This is a genomic window from Mesorhizobium sp. Arg314 (genome assembly GCF_053714275.1).
Window position 1 is genome coordinate 160,090 of record NZ_JBSKBP010000004.1, and the last position, 16,719, is coordinate 176,808.

The 16,719-nt window shown below is 64.6% G+C and carries 16 protein-coding genes; 8 read left to right on the top strand and 8 right to left on the bottom strand.

What is annotated here, in order from left to right:
* Nucleotides 1–90 precede the first annotated feature (90 nt).
* Genes ACWGS9_RS06440 through ACWGS9_RS06450 form a run of 3 tightly spaced genes read left to right on the top strand, consistent with a single transcriptional unit; the run spans nt 91 to nt 1,719 of the window.
* Nucleotides 91–687, top strand: a complete 597-nt coding sequence (locus tag ACWGS9_RS06440; protein WP_454504435.1) for an NADPH-dependent FMN reductase — start codon at nt 91–93, stop codon at nt 685–687.
* Nucleotides 687–1,409, top strand: coding sequence for an orotidine-5'-phosphate decarboxylase (pyrF, locus tag ACWGS9_RS06445; RefSeq protein WP_454504436.1), 723 nt, complete (start codon nt 687–689; stop codon nt 1,407–1,409). Before ACWGS9_RS06440 ends, pyrF begins: the two co-directional genes overlap by 1 nt.
* A 22-nt stretch (nt 1,410–1,431) precedes the next feature.
* Entirely contained in the window at nt 1,432–1,719 is a 288-nt protein-coding gene (locus ACWGS9_RS06450) for a DUF1330 domain-containing protein (protein ID WP_454504437.1), read from the top strand.
* A gap of 290 nt (nt 1,720–2,009) precedes the next feature.
* Here the strand turns inward: ACWGS9_RS06450 and ACWGS9_RS06455 are convergent, their stop codons facing one another.
* The 7 genes from ACWGS9_RS06455 to ACWGS9_RS06485 all read right to left on the bottom strand — a co-directional run bounded on the left by ACWGS9_RS06455 (nt 2,010) and on the right by ACWGS9_RS06485 (nt 10,210).
* The gene (locus tag ACWGS9_RS06455; RefSeq protein WP_454504438.1) at nt 2,010–3,062 is read right to left on the bottom strand and encodes a D-alanine--D-alanine ligase family protein; all 1,053 of its coding nucleotides are present in this window, start codon (nt 3,060–3,062) and stop codon (nt 2,010–2,012) included.
* Between the two features lie 343 nt (nt 3,063–3,405).
* Nucleotides 3,406–4,278, bottom strand: coding sequence for an SMP-30/gluconolactonase/LRE family protein (locus ACWGS9_RS06460; protein ID WP_454504439.1), 873 nt, complete (start codon nt 4,276–4,278; stop codon nt 3,406–3,408).
* A 1-nt stretch (nt 4,279) separates the two neighbouring features.
* Complete coding sequence (locus ACWGS9_RS06465) at nt 4,280–4,915, bottom strand: 2-dehydro-3-deoxy-6-phosphogalactonate aldolase (RefSeq protein ID WP_454504543.1); 636 nt, start codon at nt 4,913–4,915, stop codon at nt 4,280–4,282.
* A gap of 11 nt (nt 4,916–4,926) precedes the next feature.
* On the bottom strand, nt 4,927–5,862 hold the full coding sequence (locus tag ACWGS9_RS06470; protein WP_454504440.1) for a 2-dehydro-3-deoxygalactonokinase: 936 nt from the start codon (nt 5,860–5,862) through the stop codon (nt 4,927–4,929).
* A complete protein-coding gene (locus ACWGS9_RS06475; RefSeq protein ID WP_454504441.1) occupies nt 5,859–6,626 on the bottom strand; it encodes an SDR family NAD(P)-dependent oxidoreductase in 768 nt (255 codons plus the stop codon). The genes ACWGS9_RS06470 and ACWGS9_RS06475 overlap by 4 nt, the downstream gene beginning before the upstream one ends.
* A gap of 152 nt (nt 6,627–6,778) precedes the next feature.
* Nucleotides 6,779–8,128, bottom strand: a complete 1,350-nt coding sequence (locus ACWGS9_RS06480; RefSeq protein ID WP_454504442.1) for a putative bifunctional diguanylate cyclase/phosphodiesterase — start codon at nt 8,126–8,128, stop codon at nt 6,779–6,781.
* A gap of 285 nt (nt 8,129–8,413) precedes the next feature.
* The gene (locus tag ACWGS9_RS06485; protein ID WP_454504443.1) at nt 8,414–10,210 is read right to left on the bottom strand and encodes a GtrA family protein; all 1,797 of its coding nucleotides are present in this window, start codon (nt 10,208–10,210) and stop codon (nt 8,414–8,416) included.
* 126 nt (nt 10,211–10,336) lie between these two features.
* Between ACWGS9_RS06485 and ACWGS9_RS06490 the strand changes: the two genes are divergently transcribed.
* The 5 genes from ACWGS9_RS06490 (at nt 10,337) to ACWGS9_RS06510 (ending at nt 16,049) form a co-directional block, all read left to right on the top strand.
* Nucleotides 10,337–11,341 (top strand): glycosyltransferase, encoded by a 1,005-nt coding sequence (locus ACWGS9_RS06490; protein ID WP_454504444.1) that lies wholly within the window; start codon nt 10,337–10,339, stop codon nt 11,339–11,341.
* Nucleotides 11,341–11,715, top strand: a complete 375-nt coding sequence (locus ACWGS9_RS06495) for a GtrA family protein (protein WP_454504445.1) — start codon at nt 11,341–11,343, stop codon at nt 11,713–11,715. The genes ACWGS9_RS06490 and ACWGS9_RS06495 overlap by 1 nt, the downstream gene beginning before the upstream one ends.
* A gap of 179 nt (nt 11,716–11,894) precedes the next feature.
* On the top strand, nt 11,895–12,836 hold the full coding sequence (gshB, locus tag ACWGS9_RS06500; RefSeq protein WP_454504446.1) for a glutathione synthase: 942 nt from the start codon (nt 11,895–11,897) through the stop codon (nt 12,834–12,836).
* A gap of 163 nt (nt 12,837–12,999) precedes the next feature.
* Complete coding sequence (locus ACWGS9_RS06505) at nt 13,000–13,950, top strand: glycosyltransferase family 8 protein (RefSeq protein WP_454504447.1); 951 nt, start codon at nt 13,000–13,002, stop codon at nt 13,948–13,950.
* 569 nt (nt 13,951–14,519) lie between these two features.
* Nucleotides 14,520–16,049 (top strand): YifB family Mg chelatase-like AAA ATPase, encoded by a 1,530-nt coding sequence (locus tag ACWGS9_RS06510; protein WP_454504448.1) that lies wholly within the window; start codon nt 14,520–14,522, stop codon nt 16,047–16,049.
* A gap of 65 nt (nt 16,050–16,114) precedes the next feature.
* Here ACWGS9_RS06510 and ACWGS9_RS06515 read toward each other — a convergent pair whose 3' ends face one another.
* On the bottom strand, nt 16,115–16,702 hold the full coding sequence (locus ACWGS9_RS06515; protein ID WP_454504449.1) for a TetR/AcrR family transcriptional regulator: 588 nt from the start codon (nt 16,700–16,702) through the stop codon (nt 16,115–16,117).
* Nucleotides 16,703–16,719: the final 17 nt, after the last annotated feature.

Sequence of the window (16,719 nt, forward strand, 5' to 3'; positions counted from 1 at the left end):
GTAGGGAGTAGGGAATGAACGGGACGATTTGCGGACTAATCCCTATTGCCTTGCTCCCCTACTCCCTTACTCCCTTAGCGAAGCAGGCCGATGGCAGTGATCCCAAGAATCCTCGTCTTCGCTGGCTCGGTCCGGACCGGCGCGTTCAGCGGCCGGACGGCCGATGTCGCGCAGAAGGAACTCGCCATGCAGGGCGCGGAGGTGACGCGCATCTCGCTCGGCGATTATCCGCTACCGATCATGGACGAAGACCTCGAGAAGGAAAAAGGCATCCCCGAGAATGCCGTGAAGCTCGGTCGGCAGATCGCGGTCCATGATGGCTTGCTGATCGCCACGCCGGAATATAACGGCTCGATCCCGCCGTTGCTCAAGAACGCGATCGACTGGGTAAGCCTGATACGGCGCGACGGCAACCGTACATCCAGGCCGCTTGCCGGCAAGCCGGTGGGACTCTGCTCGTCCTCGGAGGGCAAGTTCGCCGGCATACGCTGCATCAACCATCTGCGCGCGGTGCTGGTGCGCTGCCAGATGGAGGTGATTACGCCGGAATGCTCGGTTGCCGGCGCCGACGAAGCTTTCGCCGAGGACGGACAATTCAGGGACGATAGACTACACCGATCGATGGAGCGCCTATGCCGTACGCTGATCGAAACCTCGCGCATGCTGTCCACCCGGATCGAGGCGTGATGCATTTCGCGGAAGCCGACACCATGCGCGCCAAGTCCATGCAAGAGAGGCTGATCGTCGGGCTCGACCTGCCGACGCTGAAGGAGGCCGAGAAGGCGGTGCGCGAGCTCGAAGGCACCGTTTCCTTCTACAAGATCGGCTACCAGCTCGCCTTCGCCGGCGGGTTGGACTTCGCTCGGGAACTGGCGAGCGGCGGCACGAAAGTGTTCCTCGACATGAAGCTGCTCGACATCGACAACACGGTGGCCAAGGGCGTCGAGAACATCGTCAGGATGGGCATGACGATGCTGACGCTGCATGCCTATCCAAAAGCGATGAAAGCAGCGGTCGAGGCGGCCAAAGGCAGCGATCTGTGCCTGCTCGGAGTGACGGTGCTGACCTCGATGGACGAGCAGGACATGATCGACGCCGGCTATGAATACGACCCGCACACGCTGGTGCTCAGGCGCTCCGAACAGGCGCTGCATGCCGGCATGGGCGGCATCGTCTGCTCGGCGGAGGAGGCTGAAGCGGTGCGCCGCATCGTCGGCCCCGACATGGCGGTGGTGACGCCGGGCATCCGGCCGTCAGGCAGCGACCATGGCGACCAGAAACGCGTGGTGACGCCAGCGCAGGCAATTCGCAACGGCTCCAGCCATCTCGTCGTGGGCCGGCCCATCGTCGCGGCGCCGGATCGCCGCGCGGCGGCTGAGGCGATCCTCACCGAGATGCAATCAGCCTGATTTTTCGAACCGGAGAAGACAAATGCCCAAGGGATACTGGATCGCTCGTGTCGATGTGCGCGATGCCGAAGGCTACAAGGACTATGTCGCCGCCGCGAAGCTCGCCTTCGACCGCTTCGGCGCGAAATTCCTGGCGCGCGGCGGCGAGCATGAAAAGGCCGAAGGGCCTGGACGCGCCCGCAACGTCATCATCGAATTCGAATCGCTCTCGGCGGCGCATGATTGCTACCACTCGCCGGAATATCAGCGCGCCGTCGCTATCCGCCAGAAAGTGGCCGACGGCGAAATCGTGCTGGTGGAAGGGATTTAGTTCGTCGAAGCAGGGGGGTAGATCGCCTGTTGCTGCGTTGGCACGTTGGAGATTAGCCGAAACGTCCATCCATCTTGTCGTCATCGACGGGCGGAGCAAGGAGCGTAGCGACGCAGCGCAGGCCCGAGGATCCAATCCGTGACGTCAACGCGCCGCTACGGTCCAGAATTCTGCTCCGCTGCACTCCACGGCCGAGGTAACGGCATGGATTCCAGGGTCTGCGCTGCGTCGCTTCGCTCCTTGCTCCGCCCTGGAATGACGAAATCGTTAGGTCTCAGCCAATATGAAGGTCACGACCTCAATCTATTGGCAGCCGTCTCTGCCATCGCATCGGCAAGGCTCATGCCCCATTCTCTGCGGCAATAGTCGCGAAAATCGAAGCAGGGCAGGCCCGGACAAACCTCGAACTCGATGAGGTGGACGGTATCGTCGGCCTCGACCCGGAAATCGACGGAAAAGACATCCCGCAAGCCAAGCCCGCCGATCAGCCTTTGCGCGATGGCGCGGATTCTCCGGTCGGCCGCCGGCTGGCGCGAGCCGACAGGCTCGAGCTCCGGCTCGGCATAGGTTCCCGCATCCTTCGCGGCCTGGCCGGTCTCGCCATAGAGCGCCATCGAGTCGGCCATGGTCTGGAAATCGCCGCCGGAATCGACAAAGAAGATGCCGAGCGCCTCGACGCCGGTTTCGGGCTTCAGCCCGAGGAAGCTCGCCCGCACATTGCGGCCGGCGACATAGGGCTGGACGACGACGTCGTCGCGATAATGGGAAAAGACACGCCGGCTAAGTTCCAGCGCGTGAGCGAGGTCGGCGATGCGCGAATCCGGCCAGATGCCGATCTTGGCGCCAAGCCGGTTCGGCTTGACGAACCAGCCGGCGGACGAGGCGGGCGGCTCAACCAGCCATTCGCCGTTGCGTGCCAAGCCGGCGGGCGGCGCCGGCAGGCCGAACGCCCCGAGCACCGCGCCGGAGCGAAGCTTGTCCTGGCAGAGCGCGAACAGCGAATCGTCGGCGCCGATGGTGCGCAGCCCGTTCAGCCGCGCCATTGCGGGTGCGGCGCCGCCACGGAAATAGGCGATGCCGTCGGTCAACGTCCAGACCAGCGTCGTCCGCGGGTCGGCTTTCGCCAGCAGCGGCGCCGCGTCGTCGAGCTCGACAGCGGCGAAGGCGAGGCCGCGCGTCCCGCAGGCGGCAGCCAGCATGCCAAACTCAGGCGCAAGATCGGTCGATTGCGCCAGGTAGGACGAAATCTCGGTGGCGCGCTCCGCCGGATGACCATCGGCGACAAGCCGATCAAAGCAGGCCTGTTCCGGCTCGTGGACAAGGATCAGGGTCGGCTGCGGCATCGAATGCTCCGGGCGAAATCAGGCGCTTACCATCGCATGGCCGGAGCGGCCGGCTTGCGGGAAACCGACCGGGCCGGGCGATTGCGCGACAGGAAGCCGGCCGCTACGGCGAAGGCGCCGAACCGTTCTCACGCTTTCCTGGAAATTGCGCCAGTTCCCAGCGCAGGGATTTTGTTGGCCTTTGGGGGCGGCATGCCTTGGAGATTGGCCGAAACGACCAGTCCCGTCGTCAGGCTGAGGGGCTTGCGCCAACCCCCAGCGTTTGCGCCGATTTCATGGAATGAGCGGTGAAAGCCTTGCCCCTCGACAAACGGCGATCTTTCAAAATCTCTCTGTCGAAGAATTAGGCGATCAGCACACGCGGCTCGAAGCGGCCTTTGACCGGAATATCGAGCTGGAAGGTCATGCCGGCCTGCGGATCGAGAGCGCGCTGCTTCTCGTCCTTGCCTTTCCAGGCAGAGGTAAGCACCAGGCGGTCGGCCTTCTGGCCGACAAAGGCCGGGCAAGATGCCTGCGTCACCGGCATTGCGATCTCTTTGAGCAGCGTGCCGTCCGGCGCATAGGCCTTCACCGCCGTGCCGCCCCAGACCGCGTTCCACAGCACACCGTCGCGGTCGACGACCGAGCCGTCGACATAGCCTTTCGAGGAGCGATGGTCGACGAACACCTTCGGTTCGCCTTTGGGCAGGCCGGTCGCCGGATCGCAGGCGACGCGCATCAGAAGCCCGGTCGCGGTATCGGTGTAGTAGGCGGTCGCGCCATCTTCTGAGAAACAGATCGAGTTCGATACGGTGATGTCGGAAAACAGCCGGCGCAGCTCGCCCTTGAAGAACCAGTAGATCGAGCCGGCGCCCTTCTCCTCGTCCTTGCCCATCGTTCCGGTCCAGAAGGCGCCGCACGGATGGACGCGGGAATCGTTGGAGCGCGTCAAGCGATTGTCGGCCTCGATCGGCGTGTGCGGCGTCAGCCTGCCGGTCCTGACGTCCCTGACCTGCAGCCCGATCTCGGTGGCGATGAGCTGGCGATCGTCATCGATGACGGCGATGGCGCTGGCCATCAGGCCGAGATCATGGATTTTCAGGGCACCGGCGAGCGGCTTTTCCAGAAGCTCGCCGTTGACGATGTCGAACCAGAACAGCGTGTCGGTGGCGGGATCGTAGCTTGGGCCTTCGCCGAGCTCGCAAATGTGGTCGGAAAAAACCGAAACGCCGTCCATCTTATCCTCCGAAGGCTTCGTCCCAGGCGGCGACCGCGGCACGGGCGCGCTGCGCCACGTCCTCGACGCTTGCACCTGGCTTGTAGAGGCTCGACCCCAGACCGAAGACGCTGACGCCGACCGCCTTGTAGCCGGCAAAATCCTTGTCGGAAACGCCGCCGACGGCGCCGACCAGCGTCGTTGCCGGCAGCACCGCGCGGATCGCCGCGATGCCGCCCGATCCGAGCACGCTTGCCGGGAAGAATTTCAGCGCCGAGGCGCCGAGCTGGATCGCCTGGAAGGCTTCGGTGGGTGTGAACACGCCAGGCATCGTCACCATGCCGTGCTGCATGGCGCGGCCCATGACCTCGGCATCGATGTTGGGACTGACCAGCAGACGCCCGCCTGCCTTGTGCAAGGCATCGACATCCGCCCCCGTCAGCACAGTACCGGCGCCGATCAGCGCCGTTTGCGGAAGCGCCTTGACCAGATCGGCGATGGAGACGAACGGCTCCGGCGAATTGAGCGGCACCTCGATCGCCGCGATGCCGGCGTCATGGATCGCCCGGCCGATCGCCACCGCCTCGGAAGGCTTCAAACCGCGCAGGATGGCGACAAGGCCGCGCCGGAGTTTCGGGAAAGCCGCGGTCTGGGTCACTGCGGTCTGGCTCATGCGGCGCCTCCAATCATGCCGTTCTCGCGCGCGGCCTCGACGAGGCCGGCGCGCACCGCTTCATCGGCGTCCACGGTGCGAAACGCAAGGCCGGCAAGGTCGAGCGCCGCGCCATAGAGCGTGGCCAGCGCGCCGGAGGCGACCAGCGCCACCTGCGCATCGCTTACGCCAAAGCGGCGCCTTGCCGAGGCGATCTCGCCGCCGAGCAAAAGTCCGGACAGGCATGCCGCCGCATCGGCGGGCTGCAGATCCTGCAGCAACCCGGCTGCGCGGATGGCAAACAGCTTCGAGGTAACGTCGCCACCCTCGCCCAGCGCGCGCTGGCACCATTGCCGGAAGAACGGGCTGGCGGCGGCGACCGGAGCGGGATGCTCGCCCAGCGAATGTTTGAGGATCGAATGCGCGGAGAGCATCGAATAGAGCTCGCCAGTCGGCCAGGTGCCGAAACCTTCGACCGCGCCGTCCTCGACCGCGACCCATTTCGAATGCGTGCCCGGCATGCAGACGAGGTGGCGCCCCTTTGCCGGCAAACCGGCGCCGGCAAGCTGGGTTTCCTCGCCGCGCATGACATCGGGCGCATCGGCCAGGCGCTGGGCGAGGCCAGGCACGATGCGGATGTCGCGCCGCTCGCTTTCGATGCGGGCGGCACCGCGCAAAATGGCGCCGATCGGCGCCGGCACGGTGACGTAAGGCGCCTCGATCCAGCCTTGCCGGGAACCGGCCATGCCGCAGATGATGACCGGCAACGTGTCCGGCGCGCCCATGGCGGCAAGGTGGCCTTCCAGCACCTTGGCAAAACCTTTTTCGCGGGCGGTGATCAGCCCGTCGTCGCCGCGCCGCTCGGCAAGCACCTTGCCCGAGCCATCGAGCAGCCAGGCCCTGAGCCGCGTCGTGCCCCAGTCGAGCGCGGCAACCGCAGGTGCTGTGCTCACAGGAAGCCTCCATCGACGATCAGCATCTGGGCGGTGAGCATGCGCGAGGCATCCGATGCCAGGAACAGCACCGTGCCCACCATGTCGTCGGGTTGCATGACGTCCTTGATGCATTGTTTTGCGATATGGGCGGCGAGCCCCTCGTCCGTCACCCAGAGCTCGCGCTGCCGTTCGGTGATGACCCAGCCTGGCGCCACCGCGTTGACGCGGATGCGGTCGGCGCCGAGCTTGCCGGCAAGGCCCTTGGTCAGGCCGAGTATGCCCGCCTTGGCGGCGGTATAGGCCGGCATATCGGGATGGTTGATCAGATAGGAGGTGGAGGTGAAATTGATGATCGAACCGCCGCCGGCGCGCTTCATGCCGGGCGCCACGGCCTGCGCGGTGAAGAAATGCGGCCGCAGATTGACCGCGAGGTTGTTGTCCCAGAACTCGACGGTGACGTCTTCCACCGCGTGGCGGTCGTCGAGCGCGGCGTTGTTGACGAGCGTCGTGACATCGCCATGCGCTTCAGCCGCCTTTGCCGCGGCAGCGCGCAGCGCCTCGATGTCGCGCAGGTCGGCCTTGAGATAGAGCGGGCGGCGGCCAAGCTGCTTGTCCAGCCGGTCGGCAAGGGCCGTGCTGGACTTGTCGGCTATGTCGATGAAAGCGACCTTGGCGCCCTGCCGCATGAAGCCTTCGGTCAGCGCCGCGCCGATACCGGAGCCGCCGCCGGTGATCAGCACCGAGGTGCCGTCGAGGTCGGCGAACCGCGCCGATGGCATCATATCTCTATTCTCCGTTTGGCCGGCGCGCATCCTATCCAGACAAAGCGCGGGGGCAAGGGAGAAACGTCGGATTTCCGGCCTAATGTCAGACAAATGATCGGCGCCACGCCAGATCGGCGGCGGCCGGTCTTCCGAACAACTGAAAGGCGCGGTCAGATCGCCTTGGCGTGCAGCGCGCCGCGATAGGAATCGCGCAGATAGCCGAGCGTGGCGTCGGCATCGGCCGGCTTGCCGAACAGGTAGCCCTGCCCGCCGGCGCAGCCGAACTGGACGAGACGGTCGGCCTGCGCCTCGTCCTCGATGCCTTCGGCGACGACATCCATGCCGAGCCCCTCGCACATGGCCAGGATGGCGCGGATGATGTGTTCCGAGGGCCGGTCGTCGAGGATGGAGGAGACGAAGGCGCGGTCGATCTTGAGCTTGTCGAAGTGGAATTCGCGCAGGCGGCCGAGCGACGACTGGCCGGTGCCGAAATCGTCGAGCGAGACTCGAATGCCGACGCGGCGCAGGTCCTCGACGATCTTCTCGGCCGAGGCCGGATCGTTCATCAGGCCGGTCTCGGTGATCTCGATCTCCAGCCGGCGCGGATCGAAGCCGGTGCGGTCGAGGATGGCAAGAATATGCAGGCCGGTGTTCTGGTCGACGAGCTGCGACGGCGACAGGTTGAAGGACAGGAACAGCTCCTTAGGCCAGTTGCGCGCGGCCTCGGTCGCCTTGCGCAGCACCAGCTGCGACAGCGGGCCGATGATGCCGCGTTCCTCGGCGATCGGGATGAAGACGGATGGCGGCACGACGCCGAGGTCGCGGTCGGTCCAGCGCGCCAGGGTTTCGAAGCCGATGGTGCGGCGGCTGTTGAGGTCAACTATCGGCTGGAAATGCGGCTCGACCTCGCCGGCCGAGACGGCGCGGCGCAGCGCCTGCTCGATGCGGGTGACGCGCTTGGCCGCCTCTTCCATCTCGCGGGTGTAGACGACGACGCGGCCGCGGCCCGAACGCTTGGCGTGATAGAGCGCCGTTTCGGCCTTGTTGATGAGGATCTCGGTGGTCTCGTCGCCGGAATAAAACAGCGAGCAGCCGACCGAGGCCGACAGCCTCGCGGTGCGCTCGCCCACGTCATATGGCGCCGACAATATCTCGATCAGCATGCGCGACTTCTCGGCCGCCTGCTCCTCCGAGAACACCATCGGGTAGAGGTAGGCAAACTCGTCGGCGCCGATGCGGCAGACGGTGGAATAGCCGTCCATCGAGGCGCGCAGCCGCATCGCCACCTGGATCAGGATGTCGTCGCCGGCCCTGTGGCCGAACAGGTCGTTGATCGGCTTGAAGCCGTCGAGGTCGAGGATGCCGACGGTGAAGGGCGCGGGATCGTCGGCGCGGTCGCTGATCAGGCGATCGACCTTGTCGAAGAAGCGACGATGGTTGCCAAGCCCGGTCAACGAATCGGTGAAAGCCAGATCCGTGTTTTCCTTGCCTGGCTGACCGGTGCCAAACGTCGTTTGCATCATGCCTCTGTTGTGATGTCGGTATTTGCGGCCAGACTGGCAGCAAAGCGTTTAGGAAAAGTATCGGAAAATCGATTTTCCAATGTCCAAAAGCTGCTTGCCTCGCCGGCAATGGTTCAGCTTCCGACAAGGAACACTGATCCGCCCCCAAGATATTCGTTTATGCGTAATTTCCAATGGAAATATCGGATGGTCTTAGGGGCTTGGCTTCTGTTTAAGCAATTGCGGACGGAGGCCACCGCGCAGACGCAGAACCCAACCGCTTCGCGCCTTTCGTGGATCGCTTTAGCCGGCTTGCCTTACGCGATAGAGCTCGATCGGACTGCCCTTCTCGCCGACCAGCTCGAGCCAGTCCGGCACGCTGCCGCGCAGCAGGCCGGCAAGGAAGCCCTGCGGCGCCTTCTGGGTCAGGGTCCGGCTCTCGAAATTGCCGGGGCAGATGGCGACGAGGCCGACACGATGCGCTTCGACGATACGATGCGCGTCATCGGCCGAGCCGAGAAAGGCCTCCAGTGCCAGGAGATTGCCGGCGACATTGCGGTGATAGGGGCCGGCGAAGACGCGATGGCCGCTGTAAGCAAGGACCGGCGCTCCGAGATTGGAGATCGTCAGCACGGTGGTGCCGGCCATGCCGCCAAGCGGCGCAAAGGTGGCCTTCTTCTCGCAGGTCTTGTCCATGGCGCCGCCGTCGGCGACAGCCGTGCCTTTATCGAACGCCACAGAGGCGGCAGCGGCGACGCCTGTCCAGACCGGGTTGATCGAGACCAGCCAGACGGCCGCCAGGCGCAGCGCCACGCCGAGCGAAGAACTGGTTTCGGCGCGGGCGCGCCATTTGGCGATCCAGGCCGAGAGCGGGATGACCGCAAAGGCGATCGAGAAGGTGGTGCCGCGCACCTGCCAGGCGCCGACCACGAAAGCGACGACGAGCAGTGCTGCAACGAGGCTGTCCTGCCGCCGCCAGCCGCCGCGGCGGAAGCGCAGCGCCATCAGGATGATCGCGACCAGCGGCGTCCCGTAACGCGCCGCCACGCGCGCCGGATTACGGACAAGCAGCATGAACAGCGACTGGGCCTCGTCGATATTGTCGAGCCACAGTTCCCTGAGGCGCGGGTCGAGATTGGCGTAGGGCGCGGCGAGGCATTGCGGAAACAGCGCCGCCACGACCACGCCGAGGACGACGCCGAGCGCGGCAAGCGATGCCAGCCTGAGCTGCCAGCCGCGGGCGGCGGGTACGATCGAGGCAATCGCCGCAAGCCCGATGCCGGCAACGGCCGCGACGAGGAACTGCGTGACCGAGAAGGCATCGCATTGCGCCACGCCCCATGCGGAAGGCGAGACGGTGGTGACGAAGACAAGCGCCGCCACGCCGGCGAAGCCGAGGCCGAAATCCCGGACGATCGCCCGCTCGCCGCCGGCATCGGCAACGAACAGCAACGACACGCAGACGCCGATGGCGGCGACATAGGGCACGGTTTCCATGCCGACGGCGAGTGTCAGCGCGGCGCAGGAGCCGGACAACAGCGCGGCCCAGCGTCGGGCAGGCGCCTCGATCAGCAAAGCGAGGCTCGCCATGGTGAGCATCAGCTGGGCGTTATGGTGATCGAGCGCGCCGGGTGCATAGATGCCCATGACGTAATAGCCGGCGCCACCGATCAGGATGGCGGGCAGCACCGCGCCACCACCGCCGAAGCTGCGCGCGGCGCGCGCGGTGAAGAACAAGGTCGACCAAAAAAGCAGCGCCGGCCACAGCACCTGCGCCACGTCCTCGGCGAGCGGCCTGCTGCCGGTAAGCACTGAGGCGGCAAGCATGATCGCAGCGATCGGCGCATCGACCAGCCTCGACCAGTGCATGACGAAGCCGCCTTCCAGGCCCATCCGGTACTGGTGCAGGTCGAACCAGCCCTGGCCGGCGAGCAGGTCGCGGACCTCGACGAGGCGCAGCAGGTTGTCGTTGTCGCCGCCGGCATCGGTCAGCGGGCCAAAACCGGTCCACGCATCGAGTGCGAACGCGAGCAAGGCGGCAAGCAGCGCCAGCATGAGATCGGACTTCCAGGTGGCGGCGCCGTTCTCAGCTGTGCCCATTGCCTTAGCCTTTGAAGGGAGAGGATCGGTTTAAACCTAGCCTTAACGGCTTCAATAAATAGTAAAACGGCTCGACGGGGCCGGCATGAGCACGGCCGGAGGCTGGTCGGGCGCCCGGAGACAGACATGCCGCATGCAGTCCGCCACGAGCCGGTTATCGCCGTGCTCCTGCCTTGCTACAACGAAGAGCTGACGATCGGCGAGGTCGTGCGGCGTTTCCGCGAGACCCTGCCGTCGGCCGCGATCTATGTCTACGACAACAATTCCAAGGACCTCACGGCGCTGAAAGCCCGCGCCGCCGGCGCCAACGTCGTGCGCGAGCCGCGCCAGGGCAAGGGCAATGTGGTGCGGCGCATGTTCGCCGACATCGATGCCGACATCTATGTGATGGCCGACGGCGACGGCACCTATGCGCCGGAGGATGCGCCGCAGCTGATCAACGTGCTGCTGACCGAGCGCTCCGACATGGTGGTCGGCACCAGGCGCGGCGTGACCGACGATGCCGGCCGCAACGGCCACGCTTTCGGCAACCGCATCTTCAACCGCCTCTACAAGAGCCTGTTCGGCACGGACTTCACCGACATATTTTCGGGCTACCGGGTTTTTTCCCGCCGCTTCGTCAAGAGCTTCCCCGCCGTCTCCGGCGGCTTCGAGATCGAGACCGAGATGTCGGTGCATGCCTCGCAGTTGAAATTGCCGGTGAGCGAGATGGCGCTCGATTACGGCCGCCGCCCGGAAGGCTCGTCGTCGAAACTGTCGACCTTCCGCGATGGCGCCAGGATCCTGTGGATGTTCGCCATGCTGATGAAGGAGACGCAGCCGCTGCGCTTCTTCGGCACGTTCGCGCTGTTCTTCCTGGCGGCCAGCATCGGCCTGATGATCCCGGTACTGGTCGAGTTCGCCGAGACGGGGCTGGTGCCGCGCATGCCGACCTGGGTGCTGTCGATCGGCATGCTGCTTCTGGCCATGCTCTCCATGATGACCGGGTTGATCCTCGATTCGGTTTCGCGCGGCCGGGCCGAGCAGAAGCGCATCTTCTACCTGTCGATTTCCTCCGGCCGCGCCGAGCGCCCGGGATCCGGGCAGGCCGCGCCGAAAAGCGAGCCGCGCAAGGCATCGCGGGCGGCATAGTGGACCGCCTTGTCCGCTTCGCTCTTGCCGGCGGCATCGGCTTCGCCGCCGACGCGGCGGCACTCTGGCTGCTGCTTTCGGCGACGCCGCTCGGCCCGCTCTCGGCGCGCGTGCTGTCGATCGGCTTCGCGCTCTGCGTCACCTGGCAGGTAAACCGCCATCTGACCTTCTCGCCGTCGAGCCGGGGCATCGCGCAGGAAGGCGTGCGCTACGGCGGCGTCGGCATCGCCACCAGCGTCGTCAATTATCTGGTCTACTGCGCCGCCCTGTTCGCGCTGCCGGGGCTGCCGCCGCTCGTTGCCCTCGCCTTTGCCTCGATCGTCGCCATGGCGCTATCCTTCCTGGGCTATTCGCGCCTGGTCTTCGACCGGTAGAGCGATTTCCGTTTCATGCAAACGGCAACCGCTCTGTCTGTTTGTCTGACGCAATCCCGGACGGAAAACCGTTTCACACTTTTCCTGGAATTGCTGTAGCTCTGGCCGATTGGCAGAAGCCGCCGATTTCCCTATATCGGCGCTTCCTGGAGTTTGCTCGACCGCCCTGGAGGCCGAAAATGCCGCTGAAAATCGCTGTCCAGATGGACCATGTCTCCACCGTGTCGATCGCCGGCGACACCTCGTTCGCGCTGTCGCTGGAGGCGCAGCGGCGCGGCCACAAGCTCTATCACTACACGCCCGACCGGCTGTCGATGCGCGACGGCAAGGTGTTCGCGCGCGTCGAGGAGATGCAGGTGCGCGACGAGAAGGGCAACCACTATTCGCTGGGCGAGAAGGTGCGCACCGACCTCTCCGAGATGGACGTGGTGCTGCTCCGGCAAGACCCGCCCTTCGACATGAACTACATCACCACCACGCACATTCTGGAGCGCATCCATCCAAAAACGCTGGTGATCAACGACCCGGCCTGGGTGCGCAACAGCCCGGAAAAGATCTTCGTCACCGAATTCCCGGACCTGATGCCGGAAACGCTGATCACCAAGGACCCGCAGGAGGTGGCCGCCTTCCGCAAGGAATTCGGCGACATCATCGTCAAGCCGCTCTACGGCAATGGCGGCGCCGGCATCTTCCATCTGCACGAGGCCGACCGCAACCTTGCCTCGCTGCTGGAAATGTTCGGCCAGCTGTTCCGCGAGCCCTATATCGTGCAGCGCTACCTCAAGGACGTGCGCAAGGGCGACAAGCGCATCATCCTGATCGACGGCGAGCCGGTGGGCGCCATCAACCGCGTGCCGGCCGAGCACGATTCGCGCTCCAACATGCATGTCGGCGGCCGCGCCGAGAAGACGGAGCTGACCGAGCGCGAGCGCGAGATCTGCGCCCGCATCGGACCGGCGCTCAGGGAACGCGGCTTCATCCTCGTCGGCATCGACGTGATCGGCGATTACATGACCGAGATCAACGTCACCTCGCCGACCGGCGTGCGCGAGGTGCAGCGTTTCGGCGGGGCGGATATTGCGGGTTTGTTCTGGGATTGCGTCGAGGGGAAGAGGAAGTAAGCCTCCCATACGACTAGTCTGCCAAATGTGCTGGAAGAAGTAGATCTGGCGATGAGCTATTTGAGGAGCAAGTTGTCAACGTGCTGCCTTTGACCGTGAGCGCTCCCGCGACCTATCCGCTATAGCAGGGTCTAGCCTCCCGCTTTCCAGGAAAAGCAATTTCATGATAATTGTTACCGCAAGCGACAATAACTTTGTGCCCGGGCTTTTCGTATTCATCTTTTCTGCTTGGATTCATAATCGCGGGGCGAAGTTCCTCGTTATCGACGCAGGAATAGAGCCTGCCACCGTGATAAAGCTTCGCCGTTTTTGTGAACGAAATGGAATAGATTGTCAGCTCGTCCGAGCAGACGGCAAGCGGATTTCCGATCTGCCGACAAGAGGCAAGCTGCTGACGACTGCCGCATATGCCCGAATACTCATTCCCGAGATATTGCCTGATTGTGATAAGGCCATCTACATGGATGCAGATACGCTGGTGGTGTCCGATCTCAGCGGCCTCTGGTCAGCGGACTTGGGCGACAATTTGGTCGCCGGCGTGATTGACGGCTTCGTCGAGCAGGAGGAACTCGATGACGTCGGAATGTCCCGGAATGAGTATATCAATTCCGGCGTTCTGACGATGAACCTCGCCGCCTGGCGCAGTGAAGGCATTACGGACAGGATCTTTGCAAAAGTTCGGGAAACCGACCATTCGCGATACCTCGACCAGACAGCCTTGAATACGGTGGTGCGCGGACGAGTTCTTTTCCTGGACAGGGAATGGAATTTCTTTTCAGACCGGTATGTGCAAATCGAACGGCGGCTTCCCAAGGTGATCCACTATGCGGGAGCGGCCAAGCCCTGGCGCTTCAAGCGCGTGCCTTTTGCGGATGTTTTCAATTTCTACAGAACCATGTCGGGGTTGAATATTCCTGCAGGAACAATGGTTTTGAAGTCCGCCCGTAGACGAAAGATGATCCTTGGCCTCATAGGGCTGCGAAGGAAGTACTGGTCGTCCGCCCTGGCAACTTACTACTATCGCCGTCGATTTACCAAGCCGCACCTACGAAGCTTGGATAAGATATTCTCGAAGGTTCCGTTGCCGCGGCAATGTTCGACTGCTGCGCCATAACGGGACGCGCAGTTGTCTACGTTCCCGGCAATGTTCTTGCCCAAGCGAAAATCTGTGGTTGTCCAGCCTGACTTCGCTCGCGGCTTGATCGCAAGACCGCCCGCGAGCCTGTATCCGGGGGCTTGAGACAAGATGGTGGCGCGGGTTCGCACGGCGGCTTTCCAGGGCATGGAGGCCGTGCCGGTCATCTTCCCCGCGAACGGCACGACGAGCCTTGCCGTCGATTCCGCGAGACCTTTAGAGAATGGCGCGTCAGCCAAGCGCTTGGAAAAAGCTCCGAGTTTCGTGTCGAGCGTGAGGATTGCGTTGGAGTTCCGCTAAGAGAAGCGCTTCGAGCGGCAGCCGATAGTGGATTGTGACCGGTTCCTGCGCCGGGCGGGCGCACAGCCCCTCGACGACTTCAGCCTCATGACGTCGATGGCACTTCCGAGCCGAAGTCATTGCCTTGATAACAAGCCTGTTCTCGTAATGTTCTTGCAGTAAACAAAAATCTGTGGTTGTCTTCGTTGACCCCTTCGCCGCCTGGTGGCAGGACCGGCAGGAGGGCAGGTATCCGGGGGCTTTGAAAAATGGTGGCGCGGGTTCGCACGGTCGCTTTCCAGGGCATCGAGGCAGTGCCGGTCGATGTCCAGGTGATGGTCGGACCGGGCAAGGTCGGCATGCAGATCGTCGGCCTGCCGGACAAGGCGGTGGCCGAAAGCCGCGAGCGCGTGCAGGCGGCGCTGCATGCGTCCGGCCTGTCGATGCCGTCGAAGAAGGTGACGGTGAACCTCGCGCCGGCGGATCTGCCCAAGGAAGGCAGCCATTACGACCTGCCGATCGCGCTCGGCCTGATGGCGGCCCTCGGCGCCATCCCTGGCGACATGCTGGCAGGCTATGTGGTACTGGGCGAATTGTCGCTCGACGGCACCATCGCCGGCGTGGCCGGCGCGCTGCCGGCGGCAATCGGCGCCAACGCCGAAGGCAAGGGCCTGATCTGTCCCTTCGCCTGCGGACCGGAGGCGGCCTGGGCGGGCAAGGATTTCGACATTTTGGCGCCACGCAGCCTGATCGCGATCGCCAACCACTTTCGCGGTACCCAGGTGCTGTCGCGGCCCGAAGCCGGCATCCAGCTCGCGGGGCGCGACCTGCCTGACCTCGCCGACATCAAGGGCCAGGAAAGCGCCAAGCGGGCGCTGGAAGTGGCGGCTGCCGGCGGGCACAACCTCTTGATGGTCGGGCCGCCGGGTTCGGGCAAATCGATGCTGGCGCAGCGCCTGCCCTCGGTCCTGCCGCCGCTGGCGCCGAAGGAGCTGCTCGAAGTGTCGATGATCGCTTCGGTGGCAGGCGAGCTTGGCGAAGGCAAGCTGACCGACCGGCGGCCGTTCCGCGCCCCGCATCATTCGGCCTCGATGGCGGCGATGGTGGGCGGCGGCATACGCGCGCGGCCGGGCGAGGTCTCGCTCGCCCATCATGGGGTTCTGTTCCTCGACGAGTTGCCGGAGTTCACGCCGCAGACGCTGGATGCGCTGCGCCAGCCGCTGGAGACCGGCGACTGCATGATCGCGCGCGCCAACCATCGCGTCACCTACCCGGCGCGCATCCAGCTGGTGGCGGCGATGAATCCGTGCCGCTGCGGCATGTCGGGAGAGCCCGGCTATCGCTGCCTGCGCGGCGACCGCTGCCGCACCGACTACCAGGCGCGCATTTCCGGCCCGCTGCTCGACCGCATCGACCTTCGGATCGAAGTGCCGGCGGTCTCGGCAAGCGACCTGATCCGGCCGGACAAGGCCGAGACAAGTGCTTCGGTAGCGCAGCGCGTGGCGCGGGCGCGCGCCATGCAGCGCGAACGGCTCGAAAAGCTGGGCGCCGGCACCACCACCAACGCCCATTGCCCGCCTTCGATCATCGAGGAGATCGCCAAGCCCGACACGGCCGGCCTGACGCTGCTCAAGGATGCCAGCGAAAAACTCGGCTTTTCGGCGCGGGCCTATCACCGCGTGCTCAAAGTGGCGCGCACGCTGGCCGACCTCGACGCCAGCGAGACGGTCGGCCGCATCCATCTCGCCGAGGCGATTTCTTACCGGATGAGTGCCGAGCGGATGGCGCAGGCGGCGTAATCACAAGGGATCGCAAGGGGCCCAGGTCCGCTTCTCCATCGGCTCCCGGGGCTTGCTTTTCCTCTTCAATCGGTCGTGGGGATCAGCTTCTGCAGCGTCGGCGCCAGGATCATGCCGAAGGTCAAAGCATCGCCATAGGCTCGCGCGGAAAGCATGGCCCCGTGCACGGTCGCCATGAAGGCCTCCGCCTCGACGGGCGGCGCAGCGGAGATTGTCAATGTGCCTTGCTCGGCGCCGCGCTCGATGACGCCGGTCAGCCACCCCGAGAGAAACCGAAAATACGCCCGGACCTCCACGGCAATTTCGGGCGGAAGAGCCGGAAGCTCGCTGGCGAGCAGGGCGCAGACGCAGAACGGCCTGCTCGCATCCTCAATGCACTGGGCCCAGAAGCCGGCGTAGGTTCGAAGCAACTCAGGCGGCTCAGGCACATTGCGCTCGAGTTCCGCCATGCCCGTGACGGCATGCTCGAGATAACGGCTGACCAGGGTTTGCACCAGGTCGACCTTGCTGGGGAAATGGTGGTGGATGCTGGCCTTGCGGATTCCGATCACCTCGGCGATGTCCGCGTAGCTGAAACCGTTGTAGCCGCCGGCGACGATGAAGGTTCGCGCGGCGGCCAGGATGTCATCGGCAGTGTTCGAGGGCTTGTTCATAGACATGCCTAACTTCC

Bases quoted from the DNA above. Each gene is read 5' to 3' on its own strand.
- ACWGS9_RS06440 (WP_454504435.1), top strand. From the start codon at position 91: ATGGCAGTGATCCCAAGAATCCTCGTCTTCGCTGGCTCGGTCCGGACC.
- ACWGS9_RS06455 (WP_454504438.1), bottom strand. From the start codon at position 3,062: ATGCCGCAGCCGACCCTGATCCTTGTCCACGAGCCGGAACAGGCCTGC.
- ACWGS9_RS06490 (WP_454504444.1), top strand. From the start codon at position 10,337: ATGCCGCATGCAGTCCGCCACGAGCCGGTTATCGCCGTGCTCCTGCCT.
- gshB (WP_454504446.1), top strand. From the start codon at position 11,895: ATGCCGCTGAAAATCGCTGTCCAGATGGACCATGTCTCCACCGTGTCG.
- ACWGS9_RS06460 (WP_454504439.1), bottom strand. From the start codon at position 4,278: ATGGACGGCGTTTCGGTTTTTTCCGACCACATTTGCGAGCTCGGCGAA.
- ACWGS9_RS06515 (WP_454504449.1), bottom strand. From the start codon at position 16,702: ATGAACAAGCCCTCGAACACTGCCGATGACATCCTGGCCGCCGCGCGA.
- ACWGS9_RS06480 (WP_454504442.1), bottom strand. From the start codon at position 8,128: ATGCAAACGACGTTTGGCACCGGTCAGCCAGGCAAGGAAAACACGGAT.
- ACWGS9_RS06505 (WP_454504447.1), top strand. From the start codon at position 13,000: ATGATAATTGTTACCGCAAGCGACAATAACTTTGTGCCCGGGCTTTTC.
- ACWGS9_RS06485 (WP_454504443.1), bottom strand. From the start codon at position 10,210: ATGGGCACAGCTGAGAACGGCGCCGCCACCTGGAAGTCCGATCTCATG.
- ACWGS9_RS06475 (WP_454504441.1), bottom strand. From the start codon at position 6,626: ATGATGCCATCGGCGCGGTTCGCCGACCTCGACGGCACCTCGGTGCTG.
- ACWGS9_RS06450 (WP_454504437.1), top strand. From the start codon at position 1,432: ATGCCCAAGGGATACTGGATCGCTCGTGTCGATGTGCGCGATGCCGAA.
- pyrF (WP_454504436.1), top strand. From the start codon at position 687: ATGCATTTCGCGGAAGCCGACACCATGCGCGCCAAGTCCATGCAAGAG.
- ACWGS9_RS06510 (WP_454504448.1), top strand. From the start codon at position 14,520: ATGGTGGCGCGGGTTCGCACGGTCGCTTTCCAGGGCATCGAGGCAGTG.